Origin of the sequence: Psychrobacter sp. UBA3068 (assembly GCF_002366815.1) — a bacterium.
GTDB classification, from domain to species: domain Bacteria; phylum Pseudomonadota; class Gammaproteobacteria; order Pseudomonadales; family Moraxellaceae; genus Psychrobacter; species Psychrobacter namhaensis.
The window spans coordinates 1-26,807 of the sequence record NZ_DFBY01000011.1; the positions used below are offsets into that span (position 1 = coordinate 1).

The window sequence follows — 26,807 nt, forward strand, 5'->3', positions numbered from 1 at the left end:
CTTAAGTTTGGGAGGGTTACCATATGCTCAATCAGGTGTAAGGTGTGCGTGGTTGCTTAGAAGTGGCTCAATTAAAGATACCAACGCAATTACAGGCGATTATGCCTATAGTACGAAAGACATACCTGTATTCTCTATTTATAGAAATAAGACGCAGGGCAATCAAGCTTATATGATTTATAACGTGAATAAGCTAGACAGCAACAGTAGTCGGTACAACCACCGTTCATTTAAGCCTATTACACTACCATTAGAGAATTTTATACAAAGATTGGTTTCACAGGGCCTAGTTTTTATACCTTATGAGCGATTCACCTCTACAAAGTTTAGATTTAAATCCAACGGTATCACTGAGATGACTTTAGGGGTGAGTAAAGACTCTTGCGCTAAATGTGGTTACTCCAATCCGATAATTTCTGAGGTGAGATATAAAGAAGACTATAAAGTACGTTCTAAGAAAATAAAAGATTGTAGCGATAAAGAGCTTAGAATTATTAATACACATTTTTCTAAGAATTATGTTTTTTCACCCATAAAAAAGGTGCGTAGTGAAATACTTAACAAAGTTTTTATAGTCAACACTTGTGTTGAATGTGGTTTTGTCATAGATAGAGATGGTCAATATAGTACCTATTTAAAAAAATTTTTCACTAAGCCGCTTTTTATAAAGCATTTAGGTCTTAATACAGAAAAATTCTATACTTCGAATACAACTCTTAATACGGAATGTGTTTACCTTGTAAACAACAGTTTCAAAATCAAATATAACGAGAGTTTTGAGTTTGGTAAATGGGTTACTAGAGATAGTGAACCAGTTTAATCAGAATAATTGGCATATATGATTGTTTATAAAAAATCATATAATGTAATTTACTACTGTAGATTTTGCAATAATTACTATATAAGTTTGAAAGCGATCAAACGTAATCCTTTTGCCATACTGCGTTTTTGCAAACCATACAACACCAACTATCTTGAGCACGCATATATAGGATATCTGCTGGCATCTCTACCGGGCAAGCACTTGCACAGTACTCACAGAGCATATCATCTAAACAAGCGTAACATTGAGCAATCGTCTCAAACAATAGATTTGAGCTGATTCTATATTTCTGACATAGCATTTGTACATGTTCAAGATAATCCTCCTTATGATCATATGCCCAATAATCAACACAGATTTTTTGATCTCTACTATTCTGTGTCATACCAAATTCAAGTTTGATACCCATAGTATGTCTCCTAATCAAAATGTCATTACATGTTCTATCGATTAGTTAGTTGTACAGAACTTTAAAAAATTATATGAAGTTATGTCTGTAAGAGACTCTTAATCACCTCATCTTGAGTCATTCCTATATGCTTGCAATAAAAAGCTTCAATCTCATCTAAAGCTTCACGTAATTGTCGCTGTGATACCTGTATGTAATGTAGTGTCACATCATCACTAGATTTAGCCTCACGATGATTGAGCAGTCTCTTTAACACTGGATAGGTTACATTAAGACCATTAGCGACAGTGCCAAATGTACGACGCAAATCGTGAGGCGTAATGTGCAAGCCAGCTTTGTTTGATATTGAATGATAACTACCGCTCAAATCTTTAACGTGGTCGCTATTTCTTTTCAAATCACTCGGAAATACCCAACGCTCTCCATTGCTCAATCTATAGCGTTCACTAAGTATGGCTTGAAGTATTTTTCCAGTAGGCATATGGTAATCAGAACCATTTTTAGTGGCTTTAAAAACGATACGAGCAGCGTCAAGATCTACATCTTCCCATCTTAGTGTCTGCGCTTCATTTAAGCGAACTCCAGCAAACATAAAAAGCAGTAAAAGATCACGAGCATTATTGCTATAAGATGCTTGTTTGAAAGAACTACCGTCACGGTGTTCAATCAAAGTTCTAAAATATACTCCTAAATACTCTTCTTCAACATGACGAGTACGAGGTTTAATTTTGTTCCAATCATTTTTGGCATTCAGTATTCGAATGGGTTGATCCTTTATTATGTACTCCTCATCGTCATCTAAGAAGCTATCTTGACAATAATTCCATACTGATCGAAGAGCTCGCATAGTAGCATTCGCTTGAGCTGGACTAGATTTGCTGATTTCCTTATGTTTTTCACTTATCATAGTTTTAGTTATATCGTTTAACGATATATCAAGCCAGTCATCGAGTCGACCAAGTATTTGCTGATCATAAGTTTCAATAGTACGGCTGGCAAGATTTGGCTTCATAGATTTAAAGTAGGTATATGCTTCATTAAGTGTTGGTATATCAGAATCTTGAATGTCTTTTAACTTTGGAGTAGCGTGATAACCATCGTAAACATCAAGTCCCTTTTTTATGTTGACCATCATCGTGCTCGCTTTTTCACGAGCTTCAGTCAAAGTGATTAGATGTGTTTCTTCAACTTCGTCACGATAGAGCTTACCATTGATGCGTTTATGAAGCGTGTATCTCTTAGATTGCTTACCCACACGAAGTGCAAAACCCGTTAATACTTCATCCATGTAGATGTCTGTACCATTTGAAGCATATGCAACTGAATCGATAAACTTCTTACTAAGCTTAACTTTCATAATTCATCCGTCACGCCGCAGTTATTATATTAATAGCACTATAATACGTGAACATGCAGATGTATTAAAGTATCAAGATAGTATCAAAATTTTATTTTACGCTGTTATTACTCGACCAATTTATAAATAATTCACGCAATAAAAAACCCTCACAATCTATAGACTGTAAGGGTTTCGTATAGTGGTACCAGTGGTCGGACTCGAACCGACACGCTTTTAAAGGCAACGGATTTTGAATCCGTCATGTCTACCAATTCCATCACACTGGCATGTTAGAAGATAACGTCTATTGGATAGATATTATCGAATTGGGTTACAGGGTTAACTCTGTATAGGCTGCGTATTATAGCAGCCTTTTTTTCACCGTCAAGAATTATTTACTATAATTTTCAATCAAAGCCAAAAAATGTAGTTTATCCAACAAAAGCGCGCTCAACTGCATAATCCGCTTGGACACCCATACGCGGTGAAACCGTTAAACCGAAATCATCTAAAATCGCTGAGACTTCTGCATTAAAAGGCATACTACCGCATATCATCACGCGATCATCGTCTTTGTTGATAGGGGGTAAGCCAATGTCTTCAAAAAGTTTACCTGACTTCATCAAATCGGTCACACGGCCTTGGTTTTTAAATTCTTCACGAGTCACGGTCGGGTAGTAGATGAATTTTTCGCGGTACCATTCTCCAAAGATTTCGTCATTGGGCAGCTCGTTTTCGAACATCTCACGATAAGCCAAATCCTCTGCATGACGTACGCCATGTACCAAAATGATTTTGTCAAAGCGCTCATAGACTTCAGGGTCACGTGCCAACGCTAAGAATGGCGCTAATCCTGTGCCTGTTGAGAGCATATAAAGGTGTTTGCCGGGTAGTAAGTCATCTAGCACTAGGGTCCCTGTTGGTTTTTTACTGACCAACAATTCATCGCCCACTTTGATGTGCTGCAAGCGTGACGTCAGTGGACCATCTGGCACTTTGATAGAAAAGAATTCCAAATGGTCTTCGTAATTAGGGCTAGCAATTGAGTAAGCGCGCAACAATGGCCTGCCATCGACAACGATTCCAATCATCGCAAACTCGCCATTACGAAAACGTAAGCCGTCGTCACGAGTGGTTTTGATGCTAAATAGAGAGTCATTCCAATGATGAACCTCTGTGACCGTTTCGGTGCGAAGTTTTGACATAAAGTCCTCGTTAATAAGTTGCTAACTGTAACGTTAAGTTAAATATGTGTAAAATCAATAGTTTCAATGACAAATAAAAATTATAACGCCGTATCTGGAGCCTGATGGTTGTCTAAATAGTTGTTGTTAACACATCAGTTTTGCCAGAGTTTGGGCACGGTAGATAGTCTGTAATCAAAAATTTCAAATGCTATTCTAACATTTTGTCGGATGTTATGAGTACGTATAGATGCCTACAAAGTCTACAGAAACGTACGAGAGTCTACGAGCTTAAACGGCTGTCATTGAATGGCTCGCTCATAATAACAAACTTTAAAATAAAAATCCGTCCAGCAGTGACGATGGGGCATGATAAAATGGAATATCGTTAGCGAATAATTTTGTAAGATTGGGCATATCAGTTTAACAGTAGCAGTTTGTCACGCAGGGAGACAGTGTATGTGGGGTGAAAAAGTGTCCCAAGATGAGAGTCATCGTGCGCCAATTATTGGCTACCATCGTGCGCCGCTATCACAAAAGTTTGGTGCGCCAAGGCAGCCAAATCTGGTCGCGTTGACCAGTGTTATTGAGATGCGAGCGCCTTATGATACGCCAGCGGCTTTCGTTGGTTTGGAGGCGTTTAGTCATATTTGGGTCAGTTGGCAATTTCATCATAACTATCTTGATAAGGGCAATGGCTTGCATAAAGCAGACAGGGAATTTCGCCCGCAAGTACGACCACCAAGACTCGGTGGCAATCAAAAAATAGGCGTGTTCGCCAGTCGAAGTATGTATCGGCCTTCGGCATTAGGACTGTCTGTGGTCAAGCTTGAGCGTGTGGCGGTGGTACAAGGACGTGCGTTGCTTATCATTAGCGGTGCAGATATGATAAATGACACGCCTATTATCGATATCAAACCCTATGTGGCTTATAGTGACGCTATCGCCCAAGCAGAGAGTGGCTTTGCACCCACTGCCCCTGTGTCGTCGGAGGTGACTATCACTGAGTCAGCGTATGCACAATTTATAACGTTGGTTCATACAGGAGAGTCGGGTAGAGGTGATAATAAACCCACTGATACAGAACCTGCTACGGTCGCTGCGCTGCTATACAAGATACAAAACCAATTGAGCCTCTCTGATATCGACGCGATTAAAGCACTCATCGCGCAAGACCCGCGTCCAGCGTATCGCCGTCATGAATTAAAGATGCCATTTATTATGCGCTATAAGTCTGTCGATGTCAGTTTTCAGTTGCTAGAGTCAGGACAGTTACAAATAAGTTCTGTTGTAGCAGTCAGTTTGTAGCGGCAAATGAGCGTCACTAGTACCGCACTCCTCACTATCAGTAACTTATTTACCCGTAATAAAAGAAGAATAATATGTCTGTTCAGAACTATTCAATAGTGATTGATTTGCGTTGGTGCCTAGATGAGCTTTTGGTCGACAAGGTGATTGATCAGCGTGGCTACAATCTAGTGATTACTAGCCGCCGTGATAAGGCACAGCATCCACTGCTGACCATCAGTGAGTTTGGCTTGCCGAATGGTCATGCGCCTGATAACAGCGCTGACAATAAATTAACGTTGGCTTGGTTGAATCAATGGTTGGCCGCAAAAGCGGGTATGCCACTTGTTCGTATTGACCCTTTAAAAGTCGATGTTCCAGCCGTGACACAGCTGATGTCCTTTGAGTATGCACGCTTGCAGCATATTTTACCGATTGAGGTGAGCTTAGATGAGGTGGTCATCGGTACAGATCAGCCGTTTTATACGGACTGGCAAGCAAACATTGACAAGTTAATCAAATCTAAAAGCTATCGCACGGTCTATCTTAGTCCTGAACAGATTAATCGCTATCGCCGAGAGTTCTATCAAGTCACGCAAGCGATTGCGGGGGCAAATAGTGTCCATAAACGGGCGGCAGCTGATGTCACCAATGTCGAGGCACTATTGCAGCTGGGTGACAACACCAATCCCGATGCCAATGATCAGCATATCGTCAGAGTCGTTGACTGGTTACTACAATATGCCTTTGAACAGCGTGCCAGTGACATTCATCTAGAGCCGCGGCGGGAGACAGGCAAGGTACGTTTTCGCATAGATGGTGTGCTCCATACCGTCTACGAGATGCCACTGGCGATTATCGTGGCGGTCACGGCGCGTATTAAAATCTTAGGGCGGCTCAATGTCGCAGAAAAACGCAAACCGCAGGATGGTCGTCTAAAAACCCGTACCCCAAAAGGGCTGGAGACTGAGCTACGTCTCTCTACCATGCCGACTGCTTTCGGTGAAAAGTTGGTCATGCGCGTGTTTGATCCTGAGGTGCTGGTGCGCTCGTTTGCTCAGCTCGGCCTATCTGGTAAACAGCTGGAAACGTGGCATGAATTAACGGCGCATCCAAACGGTATTGTTTTGGTCACAGGACCAACTGGCTCAGGTAAAACCACCACCCTATATAGTACGCTCAAGCAGCTCGCCACTGAGCAAGTCAATGTCTGTACGATCGAAGATCCGATTGAGATGATTGAGCCGGCGTTTAATCAAATGCAGGTCAACCCAGGCGTCGATTTGTATTTTTCTGATGGTATCCGCTCATTAATGCGTCAAGACCCGGATATCATTATGGTGGGTGAGATTCGTGATGCCGAAACGGCAAACATGGCAGTGCAAGCCTCCCTTACAGGGCATTTGGTGCTCTCGACTTTGCACACCAATGACGCCCCAAGCTCCCTCACTCGTCTACACGATTTGGGCATCCAGCCTTTTTTGACCTCAGCGACGATATTGGGTGTGATGGCACAGCGCTTATTACGGACGTTATGTCCGCACTGTAAGCAAGCGGTGGATGTGACGCGAGATAGTGAGATAGCGATTCAATGGCAAGAGCTGGTACAGCCTTGGCGTGCGCCAGTGCCAGCACAGATCTATACGGCGCAAGGTTGTGAGCGCTGTCGCCATACCGGTTATCAGGGCCGTGTTGGCCTATATGAAATCATGCCGTTATCCAACGAATTAAAAAAGTTGGTTGCCGCCGATGCAAATTTAGACGTACTCAAGCAGCAAGCGTACCGCGAAGGGGTACAGCCATTACGCTTATCAGGTGCAAAGCGTGTTAGTGAAGGGCTGACGACCATAGAAGAGGTAATGCGCGTTGTGCCGCTGCACTGATGTCAAGTATTTATAAATCGGTATGATAAGTAAGTGACTTTTACCTGACTTGAAAACTGCTGTCTTTAGAGCAATAAACACCCATACAACTTTGAATTTTGACCTAACTTTTTTATTTATAATTTTTATTAATGAGAGTTTTTATGTTTACTGATAGTCATTGCCATCTGAACCGTTTAGATTTGACGAAGTATGACGGCCAATTGTCTGGCGCGATTGACGCTATGAAAGCCGCTAACGTCACCCGTGCGATGGCGATTATGTGTGATTTTGCTGAGTATGATGATATTGCCAACATTGTACGCACTTATGGTGACGAAACGCTAAATTTAGGGATGAGTGTGGGTATCCATCCTTGTGAAGATATTCAGGTCTTACAATCAGCGACCATCGAGCGGCTGATAGAAACGGCCAGTGCTGATCATGTATGGGCAATAGGGGAGACGGGTCTGGATTATTATTGGTCAACTGAGAATAAAAAAGAACAACAAGCCAGTCTTGCCCGTCATATTCACGCGAGCCAAAGTCTAAAAAAGCCACTCGTGATCCACATGCGTGATGCCAAAGAAGACACCATTGATATCTTAAAAAGTGAGGGCGCTGAACATGGCATTATTCACTGCTTTACCGAAGATTGGGAGACAGCGAAACGCGCCTTAGACTTAGGGTTTTATATCTCTTTCTCGGGTATTGTCAGCTTTAAGAGTGCGCAAATGATCCAAGATGCCGCTCAAAAAATGCCCAGAGATAGAATGCTGATCGAAACGGATAGCCCTTATTTAGCACCTGTGCCTAAACGTGGTAGACCTAATGAGCCGGCTTACGTACCCTACGTGGCAGCTTATCTCGCAGACATGTATGGCTGTAGTAGCAAGGAGATAGGCGCTTTGACTGCAAAAAACTTTGAAAATTTACTGGCACAGTACCACTAAAATGGGTATGCTATGACCACTCAGTCATTTATGAAATCACCATATGGTTTGCGCGCTATATCGTTAAATACCAAGCGTAATCATATAATTGTCTATGACTATTTAGCAAACATAAGCATATTCTCATTGTCGTCCTCGAGCAGTCTTTGTATAGCCTCATACTTTTTTGCCGACGTACTAGTGTAAACAATGGTCATATGCTTAATCTTGTCAGGTTTTAGGAGAGATTATGAGTCGTCAGCATCAGTTCAAGGCACGAGAAGAAAATATCTTAGCGATGGCAGAGCAACTGCTACTTGAGTCAGGCGATGGTGATATCACTTTAGACAGTTTGGCAGACCAGCTTGATTTGGCTAAAGGCACACTGTACAAGCATTTCTCCAGTAAAGATGAGCTCTATTTGCGCATTATCATTCGTTATGAAGAGCAGTTGTTCGAGATCAATCGCATTGATGATTGCCCGTCGGCAGGCGTGGCCCGCATGATTTTTCAACAGCTGTTTAACCCACAAAAAGCCATGCTGCTTAACCAAATCGAAGAGCGTTTGGCGGCATCAGTGACGGGTCTTAATCGCTTATTTGGTGAGCTTTACGATATACGCCGCCAGCGCATGAAGCGTTTGATTGATATTATCAGTGCTTATTTAAAAGATGAAAATAGTAACCTAAGTACTCGTGATTATTTATCTTCCATTTGGGCAATGGGTCAAGGCGGTGCGGGGTTATTAAATTCAAGCTTTTATCAGCGTTATTTGGGCCGCCGTGATACCTTGCGTTACGCGTTTGTCCAGCAAATGCTTGAGCTCCCCAGCCATTATCCTGCCGATGAGGATGGGGTGATGGATGAAGATATGCAAGAGCTGGTAGAACAAATCGATACCGAGTCAGAAGAGCATCGCAATACCAATTACTAGCTTGCCTGTGACTCTTTCGAAGCTCAATGTACTACCGTAAGCGTTCCGTGTTGCAATATTCTATAGTGCCACACGGGCAACCCTATCTGTTCAGTGTTTTAAAAATAGTGATGTCACTTTATACATGATAACCTAATAATAAGCTTATAGGTGCCATATGCCGGTCACTGTCAAGACTCAGTCCAGCTCAGCGGCCACTTGCCATTTAAGCATCAACCCGCAACATTCTGCCTATCATAAAACAGAGTTTAGTCTGCCCCCTCGTCCTTGTTCCAGTGACTACTCGCTGTTAAAAAATTCTCAGATTTTCTCTGCTAAACCATTAAGCCTTTGTCGATCGCAAACGGGTTTTACCCTCGTTGAAATCGTGGTGGTGGTGGTTATTCTATCTATATTTGCTGGCATGATGAGTTTGTCGGTCGGTAGCAGTGAATCCCGCAAAAACCGTGCTTTTTATGAGCACTTTACCGACTCATTAAGTTACGTTCGTCTGTTATCAGCTGAGCGTATGCAGCCCATGGGGCTAGTTTTACAAGCGGATAAAGAAGGTCAGGTAAACCCTGTGATTGTCACCTTATCAAATCCTTATGTCGCTTATCAAAGCGCTGACATCACATCGAGTAGTGTAGACAGCCGTCCCAAAAATGCCATGGAGTTGTCTACCGATTTGAATGCTATGTCAGGGGCTATGAGCGACCAACCGCCAACCCCGAGTTGGGAGAGTGAACCAGAAGTCAGCTTGCCTGAACTGCCTGCTGGGGTCAGCTTAAGGATTCAAAGCTTAGAGTCTGGTAACTTATCAATTTCTGGACAAAAACAAACACTACAGCCGTGGTTTGCCAACCAAGCAGTACCACAGGTCCTATGGTTTGGTACTGGGCAAGCGACTCCCGTCACCATTGAAGTGCTGCATGATTCGCGTTTGGTGGGTGAGGTGATTACGATTATGCCCGATGGTAGTATGATGATCGGACAGGGGGTATAGTTGATGGCTATCTTTTCCAAGTCGCTTACTATGCCTACCTACTCTCAGTTTAAGCGTGAGCGTGGCTTTACCTTGATTGAGGTGATGGTTGCTTTGGCCATTTTGGCAGTGGTTGCCGTGGCGGCCAGTCGGGCCAGTAGCGCCTACCTGCACTCAGTCGATGTATTGCGCACCCGCACGCTGGCGCACTTTGTCGCACAAAACGCGGCGTCTGATTTGCGTATTCAAAAGACGTGGCTGACCGCAAGTCGTACTCAGACTGTCAATGCCCAAGGTCGTGATTGGCAAGTGGTTATGACAGTGGGTGAGGCCATGACACCTGCCTTAAAACAAGTGAATATCGCTGTTGCTCCCATTATTGATGGACAAACGCGTAGTGCTGTGACAGACATTGATGTGATGTTAAGCAGCGCTGAGCAAGAGGTTGGCAGTTTGGATTTGGCTGGTTTAAACCCAAATGGTCGTGTGCCATGAGTCAGCGCGGCTTTACCTTACTTGAGCTGATGGTTGCCATGGCAATATTTGCGATGCTGGCGGTGGCGGGTTGGCAAGTATTTGACAGTGTCAACCGTGCTCGTGAACGGGCGCAGTTCCATGCGGATAATTTGGCAGTATTGCAATACGCTTATCTACAGCTACAGCAAGATATGGGGCAAATCATTCCTTATCAAGCGATCAATGTCCAACAAGATAGCATCAGCAGCAATGATGGTAACCAAGCAAGTAACATTGAGCCTGAGCCTTTTATGCGCTTAGATGGCGAGCAGGTCAGCTTTGTACGCTTTGCCGATCCTGATCCGCGCTATCAAAGCAGCACTAGTGTGCAGCATGTCGAATACGTTTTTGTAGATGAGCGCTTAATACGCCGTCAATACACCAGCTTGGATGGTGGGCGTGATAGCGTCAGCTTAGACAGTGTGTTGCTAGAAGGCGTCACCGCAGGCCGTTGGCAAGCGTATTTACCAGCGCTGAGCAGCACATTCCCCAACGAAGACGGCAGTAGTGTCGGTACAAATGTAACCTCTGAACAACCAGCTGATACAGTAGACATGCATCCTGAAGTGGCTTTACTGCCAAAAGGTATTGCCGTTAGTTTTACTTATCAAGACATGCCAATTACTTGGCAGTGGGCGCTCGCGCCGCAGTCGTTACCCCAGAGCAGTCGTCAAAACGTTCCTAATAAAAACAGCAACAACAATGGCAATGATGGTAGCGAGGCAGGTAGCGTTGGTGAGGAAACCAGTAATTGAAAAGGCAGTATTGAAAATGGTTTATTGGCTCAATAATGAAGGCAATTTATGTCAATGACAGCCCATTCTCAGCGCGGGGTAGCGCTGCTCACTATCTTGCTATTAGTAGTCAGTATTACTGTGGTCGCAGGGGCGATGCTTGCCAGCCAAAAGATTGCTATTAGGCGTAGCGGCTTATTGTTTGACCAAAACCAGTTATTACAAGACATTCATGCAGGTCAGCAATTGGCCCTCACGGTGATTCGTGCTGACGATAAGCTAAATGATACCGACAGCGAGCAGGATATTTGGGCACAACCCATTCCACCTTATACCTTAGGCACGCATAGCATCAGCGTCGAGTTACGTGATGAAGCCAGTCGGTTTAATATCAACAACTTATATCAGAAGGGAGCGGTAGATACAGCCGCTTTAGCACTCTTTCAAAGACTGCTGACACAATTGAACTTAGAGCCTGACATTGCCATCGCGGTACTTGACTATCAAGACACAGACAGCGACGTGTATCAAGACGGTGGTAACGAAAGTACAGTCTACTCTCAGCAATCGAGTGCGACAGTCAATAATACGTTGCCAAATCAGCCCTTTGTTAGTGTTGATCAGCTGCAAGCGGTTCGAGGCGTCAATACTGACGTGCTAGCGACACTACGCCCTTATATCACGGCGGCTCCCTACTTTGTACCGGTTAATATTAATACAGCCAGTCCTGTTTTATTGGCTGCACTGGTAGACGGCGCTACTAGTGAGCAGATGCAAGGACTGGTCGACATGCGGACGCAGCGGGCGTTAGAGTCTATTGATGCTGTGTGGCAATTGCCAAATTTGAGCGGTTTAAACGAAGAACAACGAGCCGCATTAGCGCCACTATTAGCCGTTGATAGTCAGGCTTTTATGACGCTTATTACGGTTACTGATAATGCAACGGTCGGGCAGGAAAAATACCGTTATGCCACTGTATTGGTGAGTAAAACGGCGAATGATGCTGAAGGTAGTAGCAACGCGAATAATAACAGCTCAAATGGCAACAATGCCAATAACGCCAATAACAATGTTCCTAACAGGAACCCTAACGGTGCCAACTATAACGGCGACAGCAAAAAAACCAAGCAAATCGACGTAGTGGCACAGCGGCTATGGGCTTTTCGGCCCAGTTTTTAATCACTCTCCTAAAACGAGTGATCAATCCTTTAAAAGGGTTTCCTCACTGGACTTCCAATTGTAAGCGCCATAAAAAAGCATCTGTGCTTGGCGGGTACAGTTGTGTAGCATCGTCTGTTTATTCTCTTCAATCTCATTCAAATCGATTTCATCATCATGGTCTTCAGTATAGGTCAACTCTAACCAATCGATGATCCAAGAAAAGAACATATTTACGCCAGCCTCAGCCAACAGACGGCGGTCATAGTCATTGATGTGCGTAAACGCTGGCTGTAGCGCGAGATCTTCCGCTAAGCTGTGGGCGTGCTTTTTGACCAGCTCATTAATGGCCTTTCGCACGGCGTCTGAGCCGCCATAACGTTCACTGACTAAAAACTGCCAGTAGTAAGGCTGATCACTGACCATATACAAAAAGAGTTGGATACTCTTAGCGATTTGGCGATCAAAACTACGTTTACGGCCAATCTGTAAGCTATCGCTTAATATGGCTAAGGTGCCTCCTAGCTCTTCTACCACCAAGGCTCGTCCAAGCGACTCCATATCATCGAAATGCCGATAAAACGCAGTCGGCACAACGCCCACCTCACGTGTTACCTGTCTGAGGCTGATGGAGCTAAAAGACTGCCCTGTCATACATAAATCCAGCACAGCATTAAAAAACGCGTGCCGAGTTTGAAGTTTTTTTTGTTCGCGACTGCTCATAATATTTCAAAATTATCCGATAGGGGTTTATGATACTCATTTCAGCGCGTAAATACGACTGAAATACGCCACATATGTTAATTTATTAAACCATCGTGCCCCAGTGACCTTGTAACTCTTGCGCCAACCGATAAGCCTCATGATCATTCATGCCGGTAATAAAGTCTAAGATATTCAAAATATTGTGATAAGTATTGTCTGATAGTTCGCGGCGATGTTCGTCAAAATGTGGCTGTAGTAACTTTAGTAAGCGTTGCTGTTCAAAGGACATAGGTAATGACGTGAGTGTGGCTTGAGTGCCAGTCCAAGCGAGTGGCATAAAGGCATCTAGCAGACGGTGCAAACATTGATTGGCCATCAGCTCCATTCTTACCTTGCTTGGGTGGTTAAATATTTGCTCACGTGCTAGTTGTTTGGCTTGGTGAATGCCGTTTTGTACGCTAGTGTCACAATGGGCAAACAAGCTACCGTTCAGTTTTCCAGCGAGCATAGCATCGTTATTAGCCACGAAAGCATCAGTAACTGTATTGACCAAACGCATCATGGCACGTGCTCGCAATGACGCCAAACTTTGCCTAACGGACATGTGGGCGGGCAGCTGGATATTGCTAGGACGCTCGCCAATCAGCTCATAAAATATACTGGCCACATCCTCATAGGTTAAAATATTTAAATTGATGCCATCCTCTAAATCTATCAAAGCGTAGCAGATATCGTCTGCCGCTTCCAGCAAGTAAGCCAACGGATGACGGGCAAAGCCATCGTGTTGCTCTGAGCGCGGTAAGTGCAGGCACGCTGCCAACTCTTCTAATTGTGAGGCTTCACTATCGAAACAGCCAAATTTCTGCACGTTACTGTTGATACTATGATTACTGACATCGTTGCTGTGAGACGCTAGCCACGGGTATTTCATAAAGGCACCCAAGGTTGCACAGGTTAGCCGCATACCGCCTTTATCAGGATGGTGCTCATTGCGCGCTAATAGCCGAAACCCCTGAGCATTGCCTTCGTATGCCAGTAGATCCAACTGTTCATTAAGGGTCAGGTTTTGCAACCTAGCTTGAGGAACAGGTTGCCTAAACCAGTCGCGAATGGCGTATTCTCCGGCATGGCCAAAGGGTGGGTTGCCAATATCATGAGCGAGGCACGCTGCTTGTACAATCACCCCGACATCGGCTGGCGAGACCCCGCTGGGTAGACCGCTACCTAACGTGTCATGGAGCTTTTCTGCTGACATCATCCCTAAAGAGCGGCCAATACAAGACACTTCAAGAGAGTGGGTCAAGCGAGTATGAATACCAAGCTGATTGGTCAATGGATGGACTTGCGTTTTTTGATTGAGCTGGCGAAAGGAGTGAGAAAAGACCAGTCTGTCATAGTCTTTATGAAAGTGCGAACGCGCCGTTTCACCTGTTTTGGGTTCTTTGGATGAGCCGAGCCGTTGGGCGCTGAGTAAGTGCGACCACTGTGTGGTGGCAGATGAGAGAGATAGGTGGTTAGACATTATTATTGTGATCCCAATGATGAGCCGATAGTATTTGTTATATTGCTTCTTAGCATAGCAAAATAGTCGCGTCGGTTCATCTGTTGCCGCCGCCTGTTTTTGGTTAGGCAACGGCACTCTTTTTGAGATAAATGTTGGAGATAAGAGGGAGTCGCTTAAGCAGTCATTAAGCCGTATTAGCTGTCCGTTTTTTGACAATCGAATAGTACGGTTTCAGCATCTTTAGCCACACTGCCGTCCAGTGTTTTATTGCTCAATATCGCTCTAGTCGTGTCAGCATTCACTTGCCATCTCATCCCAGCATCATTAGTGATGCCAATATCGGTTTCATACACTGCACCAGCACGGTCGGTTTGAGGTAGCGTCATTGCTGTCAGATCGTACTCAATACCATCGATCAATAGGTGTGCGCTGGTAGCAGATTGGGCATTATTTTCGGGGTCATAATGCGCTTTAATTGTCTGTTCAGGCTGGCACGCGTAAGTGGTCATGTCTGTTGCGTCATGATTGTGCCCCTCATGATTGCCTTCATGACCGTGTTCTCCGTGACTGTGTTCACCGTGACTGTGTGCGTGTTCCTCATGACTGTGCTCATCGTGGTCTGCATGCGCGTCGTGCGTGTGTTCATCATGTGAGGCCTCAGCAGTTGAGTCAAGCGCTACAGCAGCGCTACTTGGTTTTGGCTCATCAGCTTGTTGTTGGCAGCCTGCACTTACTATGAGAAAAGACAAACAAAGCAGAGCGGTCGTGGAATGAGTGCGGGAAAGTGCTAGCATGAAAAATGGCCTTGTAAAAGCAAACGTAGAATAGGGCAAACATAAGAATTTTAAAAGTTATGTTATAATATAACATATTAGCCATAAAAAAAACCAATATAGATGGCTCTATATTGGTTTTTTACTTCAGGATACAGCGTTATTACACGTTAAATCTAAAGTGCATCACATCGCCGTCTTGTACGATATAAGTTTTGCCTTCTAGGCGTGATTTACCAGCGGCTGCCGCCCCTTTTTCACCGCCATGTTCGATAAAGTCGTCATAAGCAATCACTTCAGCACGAATGAAGCCACGCTCAAAATCCGTGTGAATCACGCCAGCTGCTTGCGGCGCTGTGGCACCAACGGCGACTGTCCAAGCGCGTACTTCTTTCACGCCTGCTGTGAAATAAGTCTGCATATCAAGTAAATCATAACCACCGCGAATCACTTGATCAAGACCGGCCTCGAGCATATCCATCTCAGCCAAAAAGTCTTTTTTATCATCTTCATCAAGCTGCGCGATTTCAGACTCGATTTGGTTGCATAGGGCGATGACGATAGAGTCTTCACCAGTCGCATAATCGCGGACCGCATCGAGGTATGGATTGTTTTCAAAGCCGTCCTCAGAGACGTTAGCAATGTACATGGTTGGCTTTAGCGTGATTAGACCATAGCTTCTAATCAGTTTTTTCTCATCGGCGTCTAAGTTAGCAGCGCGAGCAGCTTTACCTTCAGCCAGTAATGGTTCGATCTTTTTGAACACTTCCAGCATGGCCTGTGCGTCTTTATCGCCGCCTTTGGCTTTTTTGGTCAAGTTAAAGACAGCGCGCTCAACGGCTTCTAAGTCAGCGAGTGCCAGCTCAGTGTTGATGGTTTCGATATCATCAATAGGACTGACGCGGCCATCGACGTGTACCACGTTGTCATCATCAAAGCAGCGTACCACGTGGGCAATCGCATCGGTCTCACGGATATTGGCCAAGAACTGGTTGCCCATACCTTCGCCTTTTGATGCGCCTGCAACCAAACCTGCGATGTCAACGAATTCCATCGTCGTTGGAAGTACGCGCTCAGGATTGACGATATCAGCCAACTTCTTTAGACGTGGGTCAGGTACTGGTACGATACCCGTATTGGGATCTTTGGTACAAAATGGAAAGTTTTCAGCGGCAATTCCCGCTTTGGTCAAAGCATTAAACAAGGTGGATTTACCCACGTTTGGTAGGCCGACGATGCCGCAATTAAAACCCATAGTGTTCTCTCAATGTATTAATAAAATCAGTTGGTATTCAGACAGTATAAGACCTGACACTTAGTCAGTATAAAACGCAGTCAAATAGTAAATCAAAATTGGGCGTATTGTAGCAAATTTAACCCAATATGGGTGAGGTTGTTGCGTTAGAAGTTTGGATTTCCAATACTCAGTAGCAGTGAGGTTTAGTATGCTCATAAAAAGTTATTGGGTCTCAAAACGGCTTCTGCTATCAGCGTGTGTTGTCTGATAGAGTGTCTCTTGTTACTCATTCTCAAACCTCAATAATTCATCAAATTGGTTAGAAAATGAATGCTCAACCCTCTGTTTATTCCTTTTGAAAATACCTAGTTTGAAAATTCATAGCCAAAAGTTTTTAATAGTAAAAATATTTATTAGATAAGGGTTTAATATTTAGCCCAATACGTTACTATTACCACCTTATCTGTTAGACCCTCATATTTGACACTCTGTATTAATACCATAAGAAAAGGACAGGTTATGCGCTATGAAGTTATCGTTATCGGTGCAGGTATGGTTGGCACCTCAATTGCGTGGCATCTACAAAAAAACCACTCAAAAGTGTTACTGTTAGATAAGAAGTTGCCCGGGTCGGAGACCTCATATGGCAATGCAGGATTGATTCAGCGCGAAGCCATTCATACGCATCCTTTTCCTCGTCAGCTGACTGAAATGATCAGAGTGTTGCCAAACCAAGGCACTGATATCCGCTATCGCATACCGGCAATTTTGCGTTATCACCAAGCGCTGCTCCAGTACTGGAAGTACTCTACACCCGCGTCAGTCAAAAAAATCGAATCTGAGTGGCAGACGCTGATCGCGCATTGTACCAGTGAGCACCAAACCATGATTAGCGCCTCTGGTGCTGATGAGCTAATTACTCGTGATGGCTGGTTACAACTGCATCGCTCAGAAGAGACGTTTAAAGAGGCTCAAGCGTCAGCCATTGATGCTCGTAATCAAGGGGTTGAACATAACGTATTAAATATTGCAGCGCTAAAAGCAATGGAGCCGAGCGCCAATTTTGAGGGCTTTGTTGGTGCAATCCATTGGTTGAACTCATGGCAAGTATCAAACCCAAGCTCGCTTGTAAAAGCCTATGCAAAGAACTTTCAAGACATGCAGGGCACCATTAAAGAAAGCGATGTAAAAGAAATCGTCCAAGATAGCGAAGGCTGGAAAATAATCACTGATAACGAGACTTATTATAGCGATAAGTTGGTCATCGCAGCAGGCCCGTGGTCCAATGATTTGATCAAACCGCTTGGCTATAATTTGCCACTGTTCCCAATGCGTGGCTATCATCAGCACTTTAAAGTGACGGATAAAAATACGATCAAGCACAGTATGTTTGATATGGACAAAGGCTTCGTCATGGGCCCGATGCAGCAGGGCATCCGTATCACGACGGGTGCTGAAATGACCACGATGGACGCACCGAAAAACTTCGGGCAACTAAAAACCGTCTTAAAATTTGCGAGAAAGATCTTGCCGTTAGAAGACGCAGTAGAAAGTGAAGCGTGGGCAGGATCGCGTCCTTGTATGCCGGACATGAAACCCGTGATTGGCCCTGCTGATAAGCATGACAAATTATGGTTTGCCTTTGGTCACAGCCATCAAGGCTTTACGTTGGGGCCAATGACAGGTCGTCTGGTTGAAGAAATGATTCATGATAAGCCTGCATTGGTCGATCTTGCCCCGTTTAGCGCCCAGCGTTTTTCTAACTAAAAGCAATTTGACTGGCTAAGTATAGATTTAAATTCATAAATGAAAGGGATATGACATGATAAAGAAGCTACATAGCAATCAACGTATGAGTAAAACTGTAATTCACAACCAGACTATTTATTTATGTGGTCAGGTAGGTAATGCAGAAGACGATATCAAAGCGCAAACATTGACTTGTTTGGAAAAGATCCAAACGTTGCTAGAAGAAGTGGGTAGCGACAAATCCAAGCTGTTGTCAGTGACAGTTTGGATAAAAAATATGGCAGACTTTGCGGCTATGAATGAAGTCTATGATAAATGGTTTGAAGGCGTGCAGCCACCAGCGCGTGCGTGCGGCGAGTCTGCATTGGCACGTCCTGAGTTATTGGTTGAGATGATCGCCATCGCTGCTGAATAATAGACCCATTTTAATGCCTGTATAAAGTAAAAAAGGACATGATAAAGATATCGTGTCCTTTTTTACGCTTGGCTTAGTAGGCGCCTTCGCTGTAGATAAGCTCGTAGCTGTGGCTATATATCTCAACGATATTGCCGAACGGGTCTTCCATATAAATCATACGATACGGTTTTTCACCAGGATAGTAGTAGCGTGGTTTTTCCATACGTTTTTTGCCACCTGCTGCCACTATACGCTCAGCGAGCGCTTCAACATTTGGATCTTGCACACAGAAGTGAAAGATGCCTGTTTTCCAGTATTCAAAGTTGTTCTCAGGGTTTTCTTGATTTTTGAATTCAAAAATCTCCACACCGATACGGTCACCAGTAGAGAGGTGAGCGATACGGAAACTGCCCCAACCTGAACCGAATACTTCAGTACACATCTCACCAATCGGGCTGTCATCTTCAACAATCTCAGTTGGCTCCATGATGGTGTACCAACCCATCACGTCAGTATAAAATTTTACGGCGGCCTCCAAGTCAGGGACTGAAAGACCGATGTGCGAAAAGCTTCTTGGATAAACGTTGTTCATTGCTTGTGCTCCTATTGGCTGTACGCTTATTTAAGGTGAGATCAGTGTACAAACGCACAGTCATTATGTAAAATTATCAAATATTATATAAATAAGTATAAATTTTAATGATAAATATCACATGGTTACGCACTTTTTGTACGCTCGTTGACGTTGGGCACTTTACTCGTACAGCTGGACGTCTATACATGACACAGTCTGGCGTGAGCCAGCACGTGCGTAAACTAGAGGAGCAGTTGGATACAGAACTACTGATTCGTCAAGGCAAGCTGTTTTCATTGACCAACGCAGGTGAGCAGCTCTATCGGGAAGGGGGTGAGATACTGCAGCGCTTATCAAATCTGCAGCAGCGTATCGGCGAGGATCCCCCTTATGCAGGGCTCGTGCGCTTAATGTCGCCTGGTAGTGTGGGGCTCAAGCTATTTCCGCAGCTTTTGACGTTACAGCAGCAGCATCCAAAGCTAGTGATTGATTATCGCTTTGCCCCAAATTCTGATATAGAGCGAGCGCTGGCCAATCATGAGATTGATCTTGGTTTTATGACAAATGTCTCAGATGATGAGACGGTTAGTTGCAAGCCTATGGCGCAAGAAGCATTGATACTGGTGACACCTGCCACTACGTTAGAGCCAAGCTGGGAGAAGCTCACAGAGCTTGGTTTTATTGATCATCCAGACGGTGCCCATCATGCGGGTATGTTATTGACTGCCAATTATGATGAATTTCAGCATATCAATGACTTTGACAAAAAAGGCTTTTCTAATCAGATTGGTTTGATTTTAGAGCCAGTTGGTAGGGGCATAGGCTTTACCGTCTTGCCAGCACATGCTGTGGCGGCTTATCAAAAACCTGAGCTGATCAAAAGCCATCATTTGCCAGTTGCCGTGAGCGAGACGCTATACCTTGCGGTCAGACGACAGCATGCACTCTCTAACAGAATGCACACGGTCATTGATGAAGTAAAAAAATGGCTATAGCAGTGTTGAAGTAAAGGTTCAATGTAAGGTTCAATGTAGAGCTATCAACGGTATGCAATGGCTCTACATTTGATAGACTACTATTATTTCAAGTTTTGCCCAAGTTTGATACTTGCGGCGATGTTAACAGCAGTCGTCTCTATATTGTGATAAGCCGTGCGGAGCACATTATCAATCGAGTCGATCTTTTGGATACTCGGCATAATGACATCGAATTGATTGGTCTGAGTAGGTTTTAGTCCATCCACGCTACCGCAAATCGCAATAACTGGCGTATGAGTGGCTTTGGCGAGCTGACTGATGCCGCCCGCCACTTTGCCCATTGCGGTTTGCACATCAAGCTTACCTTCGCCTGTGATCACCAGGTCCGCATCAGCAATATGCTCTGATAAGCTGGCAACCTCGGCGACCGTATCAAAACCTGATTTCAACTGGGCATTGCAAAAGCTCATCAAGGCATAGCCAAGGCCACCTGCTGCTCCAGCCCCCGCTACTTCCTGACATTCTGGATAGCCATGCTGAGCACATGTGGCGGCAAAGTGGCTTAACGCCTTGTCTAAGTCAGCGACTTGTTGTGGACAAGCGCCCTTTTGAGGACCAAATACTGCGCTCGCCCCTAGAAGGCCACACAGTGGATTGGTCACATCACAAGCCACTTCAAACACGGTCTCTCGCACCTTTGTATGAAGGTTTGTACTATCTAATCGGTGTAAGCTGGCAAGCGCGCCGCCGCCGTGGGTGAGTAGGCTGTCATTCACATCGTGGAACGTCATACCTAACGCCATTAGCATGCCTAGACCAGCATCATTGGTTGCGCTACCGCCCAGACCGATGATGATGCGTTTGACCCCTTCACCTAAAGCATCTGCAATAAGCTCACCCACACCATAACTGCTAGCAACGACAGGATTACGCTCTGCCTCTGTTAACAGATGTAAGCCGCAGGCTTGGGCGATTTCAATGACCGCCGTGGCATCGGGTAACAGCAAGTATTTTGCGGTAATTGGTCTCATTAAGGGATCGTGAACGCTCACTTCTTTCCAGCGTCCACCCAACACATAAGACAAAACCGCAGAAGTACCTTCGCCGCCATCCGCCATGGGTAATAACGTATAGTCAGCGTTTGGAAACACCTGACTAAATCCAGACTGGATAGCATGGCACACATCTAATGCCTCTAAGCTTTCTTTAAACGAGTCGGGAGCGATTAAAATTTTCATGAAATTCTCTTTGAATATTGCCGCTAATACGTTAAATAAATACCAAGGTTAATAACCAGATAAACATGATACTGGTCACGCCTTGAATACCAGTAGCCATTGAATGGGCTTTGTAAGCCTGTGCCACACTCATGCGACTAAACTGGCTAACAATCCAAAAAAAGCTGTCATTGGCGTGAGAGATCGTCATTGCGCCCGCACCAATGGCCATGACACAAAACACGCGGCCAAGCTCACTGTCGAGACCAATTTGATCCAATAGTGGGGCAACCATGGCCGAGGTAGTAACCAAAGCGACTGTGGTCGAGCCTTGCGCGGTTTTTAAAGCGGCTGAGACAATAAACGGCATAAAAATACCCAGTCCTAATGCCGATAGAGTCGTGCCCAAATAATCCCCAATCGGAGTGACTTTTAGCATGGCACCAAACGCCCCACCAGCACCAGTAATCAATAGGATGGGAGCGGCTACCACCAAACCTTGTGAGATACTGTCACTAATCTGCTGCGTTTTTTGATCCGTATTAATGAGTAAAAACGACAGAAATAAACCAATAAGCAGCGCGGTGAGAGGGTTGCCAATAAACACCAAGATGTCTGTCACTATACCGCTGCCGAATGGCGTGCTTGGAAAGTTAGCAACAGAAGATAGGCAGATTAAGACGATCGGTACGATAATGGGTAAAAACGCCATCGTTGCTGACGGCATGTGGCTATAGTCATCGCGGGTTTTCATGTTTTCAGGTAAAGTCGCGGCTGGCGCGTCCATCGCATCTATATTGTCGGGAGTGGCATTCAAGAAGCGGTTCGACCACCACCAGCCTGCCAACACTGCCACAGCCGTCACCACCACACCCACCATGATGACCAAGCCTAAATTTGACTCTAGTCCCAAGTTCCCTGCTGCTGCAATCGGTCCTGGGGTCGGTGGTACAAAGGTATGAGTGGCATACAAACCCGTTGCTAAGGCAATACTCATCGCCACACTAGACACGCGTAAACGCTCGGCCAAAGACTCTTTTAAAGAGTTTAAAATGATGTAGCCAGAGTCACAGAACACAGGTACTGACACCACGGCACCAACAATGGACATGGTCAAAGTAGGGAAGCGTGGTCCCAATACTTTGATGACCGTTTCTGCCATCACAATGGCGGCACCTGTTTTTTCAAGAATCAAACCGATAATAGTACCAAATACAATCACCAAACCAATGTAACCTAAGATACCACCAAAGCCATCAGAGATCGTTTTAGCGACAGTGTTAAGAGGTACTTGGTAAAATAAGGCCACCAAAAAGGCTGATAATATCAATACTAAAAAAGGATGCCACTTTAACTTTGCTGTGGCGAAAATAATAAAAAGAATGGTCAGCACAAGCCAAAATACGATCATTACTGTCTCTATATAATTGATATCTTAGTGAATTATTCATGCCATTATTACTTAGCTTAGCATCAATAATGATAGGGAATTTTAAAGGGGCATATTCTATCGTAAATACGCGCTGCTAGGAAACCTATTCGGCCCAGATATGACTTTATTAATGGCAAAAACCACACACTCTGCTAGTATGTGGTTTTGTTTTACATGTACCAACATCAGGATGCTACCCTTTGATCACATTTACTGCGCCCACTATCGCCACTATAGAGAATAACGAACGACGTCAACAGCTCCAGCAAATTCTAGACCTAAAAACCAAACCACTTGGTGCCCTTGGACGGTTAGAGGCGCTGGCATTGCAATTGGGGATGATTCAAGGTACCACCAAGCCGCATATTGAGCAGCCACAGATTCGGGTGTTTGCCGCTGATCATGGCTTAACCAAACATGGCACCTCCGCGTATCCGAGTGCGGTGACCGCGCAAATGGTTGAAAACTTTTTGCAAGGTGGGGCGGCGATCAATGTATTGGCGCGCCAACACCAGATTGAGCTAAAAGTAGTCGATGCTGGCGTAGATACGGATTTTGCCCCCCACGCGCAGCTACTGGATTGTAAAGTACGTCATGGGAGTCGCGATGCGCTAACAGAGCCTGCCATGACAGAGGGTGAATGCTTGGCGGCGTTAGAAAACGGTATGAAAGTGGCTAAGGAGGCCCCTGGTAACTTGTTGATCGTTGGAGAGATGGGTATTGGCAACACCTCAGCGGCCAGTTTGTTGTTGGCAAGGTTGGGTGATGTGCCTATTACTGATTGTATTGGTCGTGGCACGGGTCTTGATGATGCAGGGTTGCAGCACAAGCACGATATTTTAACGCAGGTATTGGCGCGTCATAGTGAGGCAACAGCACCGTTAGCGGCGCTCGCAGCACTAGGCGGGCTTGAGGTTGCTATGATGACAGGTGCGCTAATTCAAGCCGCCAGCGAGCGTCGTATTCTCTTAATGGATGGATTTATTGCCAGTGTGGCTTTGTTAGTCGCTGAGCGCTTAGCACCAGGAGTGGCGCAGTACGCTGTGTTTGCTCATCACTCGGTCGAGCCGGGGCATGCACACTTATTAACGTTGTTAAACGCTAAGCCATTGTTGGAGATGGGCCTGCGTTTAGGCGAAGGGAGCGGGGCGGCGCTAGCGTATCCGCTCTTGCAGTCTGCTTGTGCCATTATTAATGACATGGCAAGTTTTAGTGATGCTGGTGTTAGCGGACAAAACCACTGATGTCACAGTCGCTAAATCAACCAAAACCGTCAAAGAACGCACCACCGCGCCCAACGGTTGGACAGCTCATAAAATATGAATGGCGTCTGCTGCTGGTTGCCATGCAGTTTTTAACGCGCCTGCCCGTTCCCTCATTTTCCAGCTATGATCCGCAGTGGTTGCATCAGAGCAGTCGTCATTTTCCAGCAGTCGGTTTGCTGATTGGCTTACTTTGTGCTGGCGTGTTTTGGCTTGGCAGTGTTTTATTTACGCCGTTAGTAGCTGCGGTGATTAGTACAGTGTTTGGTATTAGGCTTACTGGTGCTTTTCATGAAGACGGTTTGGCCGATAGTTGTGATGGTTTGGGCGGTGGTTTGACTCGTGAGCGTACGTTAACGATTATGAAAGACTCACGCTTGGGAACGTATGGTGTTTTAGGTCTAGTGTCAGCGCTGCTACTCAAAGTGACCTTGTTGGCCTCCATGCCACCATCGGTGGCTATTGTTGCCCTTATCATTGGCCACACTGCATCACGTTTACTATGTATTAGTCTGCTCGCTTTACTGCCTTATGGCGGGGAGATCGAACATGCCAAAGCCAAACCCATGGCGCAGCAGTTGACGCCATTACAAGGACTATTAAGCAGTGGTTGGCTGCTGTTAGCCGGCGTACTAGTAACGCTCATTTTTCCTTATACGGTACAGCAGATTGGTGTGGGTCAATGGCTGTTGGCGCTATTACTTGCCCTAATAGCCACAGATTACATGCGGCGCTTATTACGTAGGCGACTCGATGGTTATACGGGTGATGGGCTGGGTGCCACGCAGCAGCTGAGCGAAGTGGCGATCTATGTAGGTCTGGCGGCATCGCTACCGTTTATCTAATATTTAAACATCAAAAAGGTAACACTCTCTTAATGGTTCTCTACATTTGGCGCCACCCTAAACCGCGTACCGCGCAGGGCAGGTGCATTGGGCAGACAGACATAGCGGTAGATAAACGCAAACTAAAACGCCTTGCTAATAAAATCGAGCGCTTTGTACGTTTGCATCAATTGCCTAGAGTGATTTGGGTCAGTCCTTTGCAGCGCTCACTCAAGGTTGGTCAGATATTGGCGCAACGTGGATTTCAATATCAAGTCGCCCCTGAACTCGCTGAGATCAATTTTGGCGTATGGGACGGTTGTCTGTGGGAACAGATTACTCAGCAAGAAATTGACGACTGGTGTAATGACTTTGCGCACTTTGCTTGTGATAAGGGTGAAAGCTTACACCAGCTCTTTGATCGTGTTGAAGGCTGGATGAGTGCTAGAGTGATCGAAAACAATGGCAAAAGGAACAACAAACCTACCTTAGTTGTCGGTCATGCGGGCTGGATCACTGCTGCTAAAATGATTGCTGACGGGCAAAATGTGCCGACGAGAGCCAGTGAGTGGCCACGTTCGGTAAAGTATCAAGAGCGCAGTCGTCTAGACTACTAATCGTCTACTAAGCAAAAAAAATGGCCATGTGTCATGACCATTCGTATTTTGAGTATAAGCATGTGGTGACTTCTTTGACTGCTAGGCTATCTTATCAAACCATGCTTTATTGTCTTTTGCTGACATCGAGTCAAAGCTTACGTAGATCCCTTTTTCATCGAGTGTGGCATACCAGTGATCATCGTTACTACCGGTAAGTAGCTGAAAATACTTGTTATTTACAATTCTACCAACGGTATAGACCTCGCCTTCTGAGTAAAAGTCATTACCTCGTATACATAACAACTTATCATTGGTATTGATCATATTATCGCGCTCTATTAGTAAATAAGATACAGACAGGATACCAATTCAACTGAGAATAATAAAGATGATTTTTTAGGGAGTATCTTGTTGTTTAGTAACAGCTTTTAAGTTGTTTATTACCGTCCGTTACCGCGCTACCTAGTTTTAAAATAAGGGATAAAAAGTGGGTGCAAGCATTCGTGTTTAACGTATCAAGAGTCACAAAATAGTGGCGTAAGATAAAGTCATGATGTTGGTATACAGCCGTAAGTAGACTGACACAAAAAAAAGCCAACAACTCAAGGTTGTTGGCTTTTTTACAGACTGAATCTAACTATTTCAAAAATTACTCTTCAGAGTAGTCTTCATCAGCAGATTCTTCATCTAGATCTTCGTTATTATTGTCTTCAGACAAAATAGTAACTAAGATGCTAGCAGTAACGTCATGATGTAGCTGAATATCAACATTATATTCGCCAATTTGACGTAGTGTGCCTTCAGGAAGCTTGATTTCAGCACGGTCAACTTCTAGACCTGAGTTAGTCAATGCTTCAGCGATATCGCGAGTACCGATAGAGCCGAATAGCTTGCCTTCGTCACCTGATTTAGCACGCATGATGACATTAACGTCAGTTAAAGCATCAGCACGCTCTTGAGCAACAGCTACTTCTTTTGCTTCTTCAGCTTCAAGCTCAGCACGACGTGCTTCGAACTTTTCAATGTTAGCTTTGGTCGCAGGTAGCGCTTTGCCCTGAGGGATAAGAAAGTTACGTCCGTAACCTGGTTTTACATCGACAGTTTCACCGAGTTTACCAAGGTTGACGATACGCTGTAACAAAATAATTTGCATGAGTCATTCCTAGTTAGCGGTTAACCTTGATGGTTATCAGTGTATGGAAGTAGCGATAAGTAACGAGCTTGCTTGATAGCAGTCGCTAGTTGACGCTGATATTTAGTAGAGGTACCGGTAATACGGCTAGGTACGATTTTACCATTATCACTGATGTACTGTTTTAGCAATTCAACATCTTTATAATCGATGTGAGTGATGCCTTCAGCAGTGAAACGGCAGAATTTGCGACGGCGATAGAAACGTGCCATGAGTATTCTCC

The 26,807-nt window shown here is 44.8% G+C and carries 28 protein-coding genes and 1 tRNA gene; 15 read left to right on the plus strand and 14 right to left on the minus strand.

Annotated elements, in window-relative coordinates; genetic code table 11:
* Nucleotides 1-820: hypothetical protein (locus B2P60_RS02575; RefSeq protein ID WP_286739293.1), on the plus strand; the 820-nt coding region annotated here is incomplete at its 5' end.
* A gap of 97 nt (nt 821-917) precedes the next feature.
* Here B2P60_RS02575 and B2P60_RS02580 read toward each other — a convergent pair.
* The 4 genes from B2P60_RS02580 to B2P60_RS02595 form a co-directional block, all read right to left on the minus strand.
* A complete protein-coding gene (locus B2P60_RS02580) occupies nt 918-1,232 on the minus strand; it encodes a hypothetical protein (protein WP_025650829.1) in 315 nt (104 codons plus the stop codon).
* Between the two features lie 79 nt (nt 1,233-1,311).
* The gene (locus B2P60_RS02585; protein ID WP_025645715.1) at nt 1,312-2,589 is read right to left on the minus strand and encodes a tyrosine-type recombinase/integrase; all 1,278 of its coding nucleotides are present in this window, start codon (nt 2,587-2,589) and stop codon (nt 1,312-1,314) included.
* 182 nt (nt 2,590-2,771) lie between these two features.
* A tRNA-Leu gene (locus B2P60_RS02590) sits at nt 2,772-2,858 on the minus strand.
* Nucleotides 2,859-3,002: 144 nt separating this feature from the next.
* Nucleotides 3,003-3,776 carry a ferredoxin--NADP reductase gene (locus tag B2P60_RS02595; RefSeq protein ID WP_193006196.1) on the minus strand — a complete coding sequence of 258 codons (774 nt, stop codon included), beginning with the start codon at nt 3,774-3,776 and terminating at the stop codon, nt 3,003-3,005.
* 438 nt (nt 3,777-4,214) lie between these two features.
* Between B2P60_RS02595 and tsaA the strand changes: the two genes are divergently transcribed.
* The 8 genes from tsaA to gspK all read left to right on the plus strand — a co-directional run bounded on the left by tsaA (nt 4,215) and on the right by gspK (nt 12,163).
* Complete coding sequence (tsaA, locus tag B2P60_RS02600) at nt 4,215-5,063, plus strand: tRNA (N6-threonylcarbamoyladenosine(37)-N6)-methyltransferase TrmO (RefSeq protein ID WP_193006195.1); 849 nt, start codon at nt 4,215-4,217, stop codon at nt 5,061-5,063.
* Between the two features lie 74 nt (nt 5,064-5,137).
* On the plus strand, nt 5,138-6,925 hold the full coding sequence (locus tag B2P60_RS02605; RefSeq protein ID WP_198334082.1) for a GspE/PulE family protein: 1,788 nt from the start codon (nt 5,138-5,140) through the stop codon (nt 6,923-6,925).
* A gap of 143 nt (nt 6,926-7,068) precedes the next feature.
* Nucleotides 7,069-7,857, plus strand: coding sequence for a TatD family hydrolase (locus B2P60_RS02610; RefSeq protein ID WP_286739294.1), 789 nt, complete (start codon nt 7,069-7,071; stop codon nt 7,855-7,857).
* 229 nt (nt 7,858-8,086) lie between these two features.
* Nucleotides 8,087-8,770, plus strand: coding sequence for a TetR/AcrR family transcriptional regulator (locus tag B2P60_RS02615; protein WP_193006192.1), 684 nt, complete (start codon nt 8,087-8,089; stop codon nt 8,768-8,770).
* Nucleotides 8,771-8,927: 157 nt separating this feature from the next.
* Nucleotides 8,928-9,755: a prepilin-type N-terminal cleavage/methylation domain-containing protein gene (locus B2P60_RS02620; RefSeq protein ID WP_286739295.1), complete on the plus strand. Its 828-nt coding sequence runs from the start codon at nt 8,928-8,930 to the stop codon at nt 9,753-9,755.
* Nucleotides 9,756-9,785: 30 nt separating this feature from the next.
* Nucleotides 9,786-10,229 carry a type II secretion system minor pseudopilin GspI gene (gene gspI, locus B2P60_RS02625; protein WP_226949489.1) on the plus strand — a complete coding sequence of 148 codons (444 nt, stop codon included), beginning with the start codon at nt 9,786-9,788 and terminating at the stop codon, nt 10,227-10,229.
* Nucleotides 10,226-11,005: a type II secretion system minor pseudopilin GspJ gene (gene gspJ, locus B2P60_RS02630; protein WP_286739296.1), complete on the plus strand. Its 780-nt coding sequence runs from the start codon at nt 10,226-10,228 to the stop codon at nt 11,003-11,005. The genes gspI and gspJ overlap by 4 nt, the downstream gene beginning before the upstream one ends.
* Before the next feature lie 54 nt (nt 11,006-11,059).
* On the plus strand, nt 11,060-12,163 hold the full coding sequence (gene gspK, locus B2P60_RS02635) for a type II secretion system minor pseudopilin GspK (RefSeq protein ID WP_286739297.1): 1,104 nt from the start codon (nt 11,060-11,062) through the stop codon (nt 12,161-12,163).
* Nucleotides 12,164-12,184: 21 nt separating this feature from the next.
* On the opposite strand, the gene B2P60_RS02640 is transcribed toward gspK, so the two are convergent.
* The 4 genes from B2P60_RS02640 to ychF all read right to left on the minus strand — a co-directional run bounded on the left by B2P60_RS02640 (nt 12,185) and on the right by ychF (nt 16,379).
* Nucleotides 12,185-12,865, minus strand: a complete 681-nt coding sequence (locus B2P60_RS02640) for a TetR family transcriptional regulator (protein WP_198334079.1) — start codon at nt 12,863-12,865, stop codon at nt 12,185-12,187.
* An 85-nt stretch (nt 12,866-12,950) separates the two neighbouring features.
* A complete protein-coding gene (locus B2P60_RS02645) occupies nt 12,951-14,369 on the minus strand; it encodes a deoxyguanosinetriphosphate triphosphohydrolase (protein WP_198334078.1) in 1,419 nt (472 codons plus the stop codon).
* A gap of 176 nt (nt 14,370-14,545) precedes the next feature.
* On the minus strand, nt 14,546-15,145 hold the full coding sequence (locus B2P60_RS02650; RefSeq protein ID WP_193006186.1) for a hypothetical protein: 600 nt from the start codon (nt 15,143-15,145) through the stop codon (nt 14,546-14,548).
* A 142-nt stretch (nt 15,146-15,287) separates the two neighbouring features.
* Complete coding sequence (ychF, locus tag B2P60_RS02655; RefSeq protein WP_193006185.1) at nt 15,288-16,379, minus strand: redox-regulated ATPase YchF; 1,092 nt, start codon at nt 16,377-16,379, stop codon at nt 15,288-15,290.
* Between the two features lie 501 nt (nt 16,380-16,880).
* Here ychF and B2P60_RS02660 point away from each other — a divergent pair.
* On the plus strand, nt 16,881-18,128 hold the full coding sequence (locus B2P60_RS02660) for an NAD(P)/FAD-dependent oxidoreductase (protein ID WP_193006184.1): 1,248 nt from the start codon (nt 16,881-16,883) through the stop codon (nt 18,126-18,128).
* Nucleotides 18,129-18,186: 58 nt separating this feature from the next.
* Nucleotides 18,187-18,525, plus strand: a complete 339-nt coding sequence (locus B2P60_RS02665; RefSeq protein ID WP_193006225.1) for a RidA family protein — start codon at nt 18,187-18,189, stop codon at nt 18,523-18,525.
* A gap of 73 nt (nt 18,526-18,598) precedes the next feature.
* On the opposite strand, the gene B2P60_RS02670 is transcribed toward B2P60_RS02665, so the two are convergent.
* Nucleotides 18,599-19,099 (minus strand): lactoylglutathione lyase family protein, encoded by a 501-nt coding sequence (locus B2P60_RS02670; RefSeq protein ID WP_193006183.1) that lies wholly within the window; start codon nt 19,097-19,099, stop codon nt 18,599-18,601.
* A gap of 107 nt (nt 19,100-19,206) precedes the next feature.
* Here B2P60_RS02670 and B2P60_RS02675 point away from each other — a divergent pair, with 107 nt between their 5' ends.
* On the plus strand, nt 19,207-20,076 hold the full coding sequence (locus B2P60_RS02675; protein ID WP_193006182.1) for a LysR family transcriptional regulator: 870 nt from the start codon (nt 19,207-19,209) through the stop codon (nt 20,074-20,076).
* A gap of 83 nt (nt 20,077-20,159) precedes the next feature.
* On the opposite strand, the gene B2P60_RS02680 is transcribed toward B2P60_RS02675, so the two are convergent.
* Together B2P60_RS02680 and B2P60_RS02685 are read right to left on the minus strand one after the other, a co-directional pair.
* The gene (locus B2P60_RS02680) at nt 20,160-21,296 is read right to left on the minus strand and encodes a glycerate kinase (RefSeq protein WP_193006181.1); all 1,137 of its coding nucleotides are present in this window, start codon (nt 21,294-21,296) and stop codon (nt 20,160-20,162) included.
* Nucleotides 21,297-21,327: 31 nt separating this feature from the next.
* Nucleotides 21,328-22,686 (minus strand): GntP family permease, encoded by a 1,359-nt coding sequence (locus B2P60_RS02685; RefSeq protein ID WP_286739305.1) that lies wholly within the window; start codon nt 22,684-22,686, stop codon nt 21,328-21,330.
* A 221-nt stretch (nt 22,687-22,907) separates the two neighbouring features.
* Between B2P60_RS02685 and cobT the strand changes: the two genes are divergently transcribed.
* The 3 genes from cobT to B2P60_RS02700 are packed head-to-tail and all read left to right on the plus strand — an operon-like array spanning nt 22,908 to nt 25,410.
* Nucleotides 22,908-23,951: a nicotinate-nucleotide--dimethylbenzimidazole phosphoribosyltransferase gene (gene cobT, locus B2P60_RS02690; RefSeq protein ID WP_286739307.1), complete on the plus strand. Its 1,044-nt coding sequence runs from the start codon at nt 22,908-22,910 to the stop codon at nt 23,949-23,951.
* Complete coding sequence (gene cobS / locus B2P60_RS02695; protein WP_286739309.1) at nt 23,951-24,814, plus strand: adenosylcobinamide-GDP ribazoletransferase; 864 nt, start codon at nt 23,951-23,953, stop codon at nt 24,812-24,814. The genes cobT and cobS overlap by 1 nt, the downstream gene beginning before the upstream one ends.
* Nucleotides 24,815-24,846: 32 nt before the next feature.
* Nucleotides 24,847-25,410 carry a histidine phosphatase family protein gene (locus tag B2P60_RS02700; RefSeq protein WP_198334074.1) on the plus strand — a complete coding sequence of 188 codons (564 nt, stop codon included), beginning with the start codon at nt 24,847-24,849 and terminating at the stop codon, nt 25,408-25,410.
* Nucleotides 25,411-25,491: 81 nt separating this feature from the next.
* On the opposite strand, the gene B2P60_RS02705 is transcribed toward B2P60_RS02700, so the two are convergent.
* The 3 genes from B2P60_RS02705 to rpsR all read right to left on the minus strand — a co-directional run bounded on the left by B2P60_RS02705 (nt 25,492) and on the right by rpsR (nt 26,796).
* The gene (locus B2P60_RS02705) at nt 25,492-25,716 is read right to left on the minus strand and encodes a hypothetical protein (RefSeq protein WP_193006176.1); all 225 of its coding nucleotides are present in this window, start codon (nt 25,714-25,716) and stop codon (nt 25,492-25,494) included.
* A 325-nt stretch (nt 25,717-26,041) separates the two neighbouring features.
* Nucleotides 26,042-26,545, minus strand: coding sequence for a 50S ribosomal protein L9 (gene rplI, locus B2P60_RS02710; protein WP_193006175.1), 504 nt, complete (start codon nt 26,543-26,545; stop codon nt 26,042-26,044).
* Nucleotides 26,546-26,565: 20 nt separating this feature from the next.
* A complete protein-coding gene (gene rpsR / locus B2P60_RS02715) occupies nt 26,566-26,796 on the minus strand; it encodes a 30S ribosomal protein S18 (RefSeq protein ID WP_010198808.1) in 231 nt (76 codons plus the stop codon).
* Between the last annotated feature and the right edge of the window lie 11 nt (nt 26,797-26,807).

Coding starts and splice junctions, on each gene's coding strand:
- B2P60_RS02660 (WP_193006184.1), top strand. CDS start 16,881: ATGCGCTATGAAGTTATCGTTATCGGTGCAGGTATGGTTGGCACCTCA.
- B2P60_RS02700 (WP_198334074.1), top strand. CDS start 24,847: ATGGTTCTCTACATTTGGCGCCACCCTAAACCGCGTACCGCGCAGGGC.
- gspJ (WP_286739296.1), top strand. CDS start 10,226: ATGAGTCAGCGCGGCTTTACCTTACTTGAGCTGATGGTTGCCATGGCA.
- B2P60_RS02675 (WP_193006182.1), top strand. CDS start 19,207: ATGATAAATATCACATGGTTACGCACTTTTTGTACGCTCGTTGACGTT.
- gspK (WP_286739297.1), top strand. CDS start 11,060: ATGACAGCCCATTCTCAGCGCGGGGTAGCGCTGCTCACTATCTTGCTA.
- B2P60_RS02620 (WP_286739295.1), top strand. CDS start 8,928: ATGCCGGTCACTGTCAAGACTCAGTCCAGCTCAGCGGCCACTTGCCAT.
- B2P60_RS02670 (WP_193006183.1), bottom strand. CDS start 19,099: ATGAACAACGTTTATCCAAGAAGCTTTTCGCACATCGGTCTTTCAGTC.
- B2P60_RS02595 (WP_193006196.1), bottom strand. CDS start 3,776: ATGTCAAAACTTCGCACCGAAACGGTCACAGAGGTTCATCATTGGAAT.
- B2P60_RS02610 (WP_286739294.1), top strand. CDS start 7,069: ATGTTTACTGATAGTCATTGCCATCTGAACCGTTTAGATTTGACGAAG.
- B2P60_RS02640 (WP_198334079.1), bottom strand. CDS start 12,865: ATGAGCAGTCGCGAACAAAAAAAACTTCAAACTCGGCACGCGTTTTTT.
- B2P60_RS02605 (WP_198334082.1), top strand. CDS start 5,138: ATGTCTGTTCAGAACTATTCAATAGTGATTGATTTGCGTTGGTGCCTA.
- B2P60_RS02705 (WP_193006176.1), bottom strand. CDS start 25,716: ATGATCAATACCAATGATAAGTTGTTATGTATACGAGGTAATGACTTT.
- B2P60_RS02585 (WP_025645715.1), bottom strand. CDS start 2,589: ATGAAAGTTAAGCTTAGTAAGAAGTTTATCGATTCAGTTGCATATGCT.
- rpsR (WP_010198808.1), bottom strand. CDS start 26,796: ATGGCACGTTTCTATCGCCGTCGCAAATTCTGCCGTTTCACTGCTGAA.
- B2P60_RS02645 (WP_198334078.1), bottom strand. CDS start 14,369: ATGTCTAACCACCTATCTCTCTCATCTGCCACCACACAGTGGTCGCAC.
- rplI (WP_193006175.1), bottom strand. CDS start 26,545: ATGCAAATTATTTTGTTACAGCGTATCGTCAACCTTGGTAAACTCGGT.
- cobS (WP_286739309.1), top strand. CDS start 23,951: ATGTCACAGTCGCTAAATCAACCAAAACCGTCAAAGAACGCACCACCG.
- B2P60_RS02685 (WP_286739305.1), bottom strand. CDS start 22,686: ATGATCGTATTTTGGCTTGTGCTGACCATTCTTTTTATTATTTTCGCC.
- tsaA (WP_193006195.1), top strand. CDS start 4,215: ATGTGGGGTGAAAAAGTGTCCCAAGATGAGAGTCATCGTGCGCCAATT.
- B2P60_RS02615 (WP_193006192.1), top strand. CDS start 8,087: ATGAGTCGTCAGCATCAGTTCAAGGCACGAGAAGAAAATATCTTAGCG.
- ychF (WP_193006185.1), bottom strand. CDS start 16,379: ATGGGTTTTAATTGCGGCATCGTCGGCCTACCAAACGTGGGTAAATCC.
- B2P60_RS02650 (WP_193006186.1), bottom strand. CDS start 15,145: ATGCTAGCACTTTCCCGCACTCATTCCACGACCGCTCTGCTTTGTTTG.
- B2P60_RS02580 (WP_025650829.1), bottom strand. CDS start 1,232: ATGGGTATCAAACTTGAATTTGGTATGACACAGAATAGTAGAGATCAA.
- B2P60_RS02680 (WP_193006181.1), bottom strand. CDS start 21,296: ATGAAAATTTTAATCGCTCCCGACTCGTTTAAAGAAAGCTTAGAGGCA.
- gspI (WP_226949489.1), top strand. CDS start 9,786: ATGCCTACCTACTCTCAGTTTAAGCGTGAGCGTGGCTTTACCTTGATT.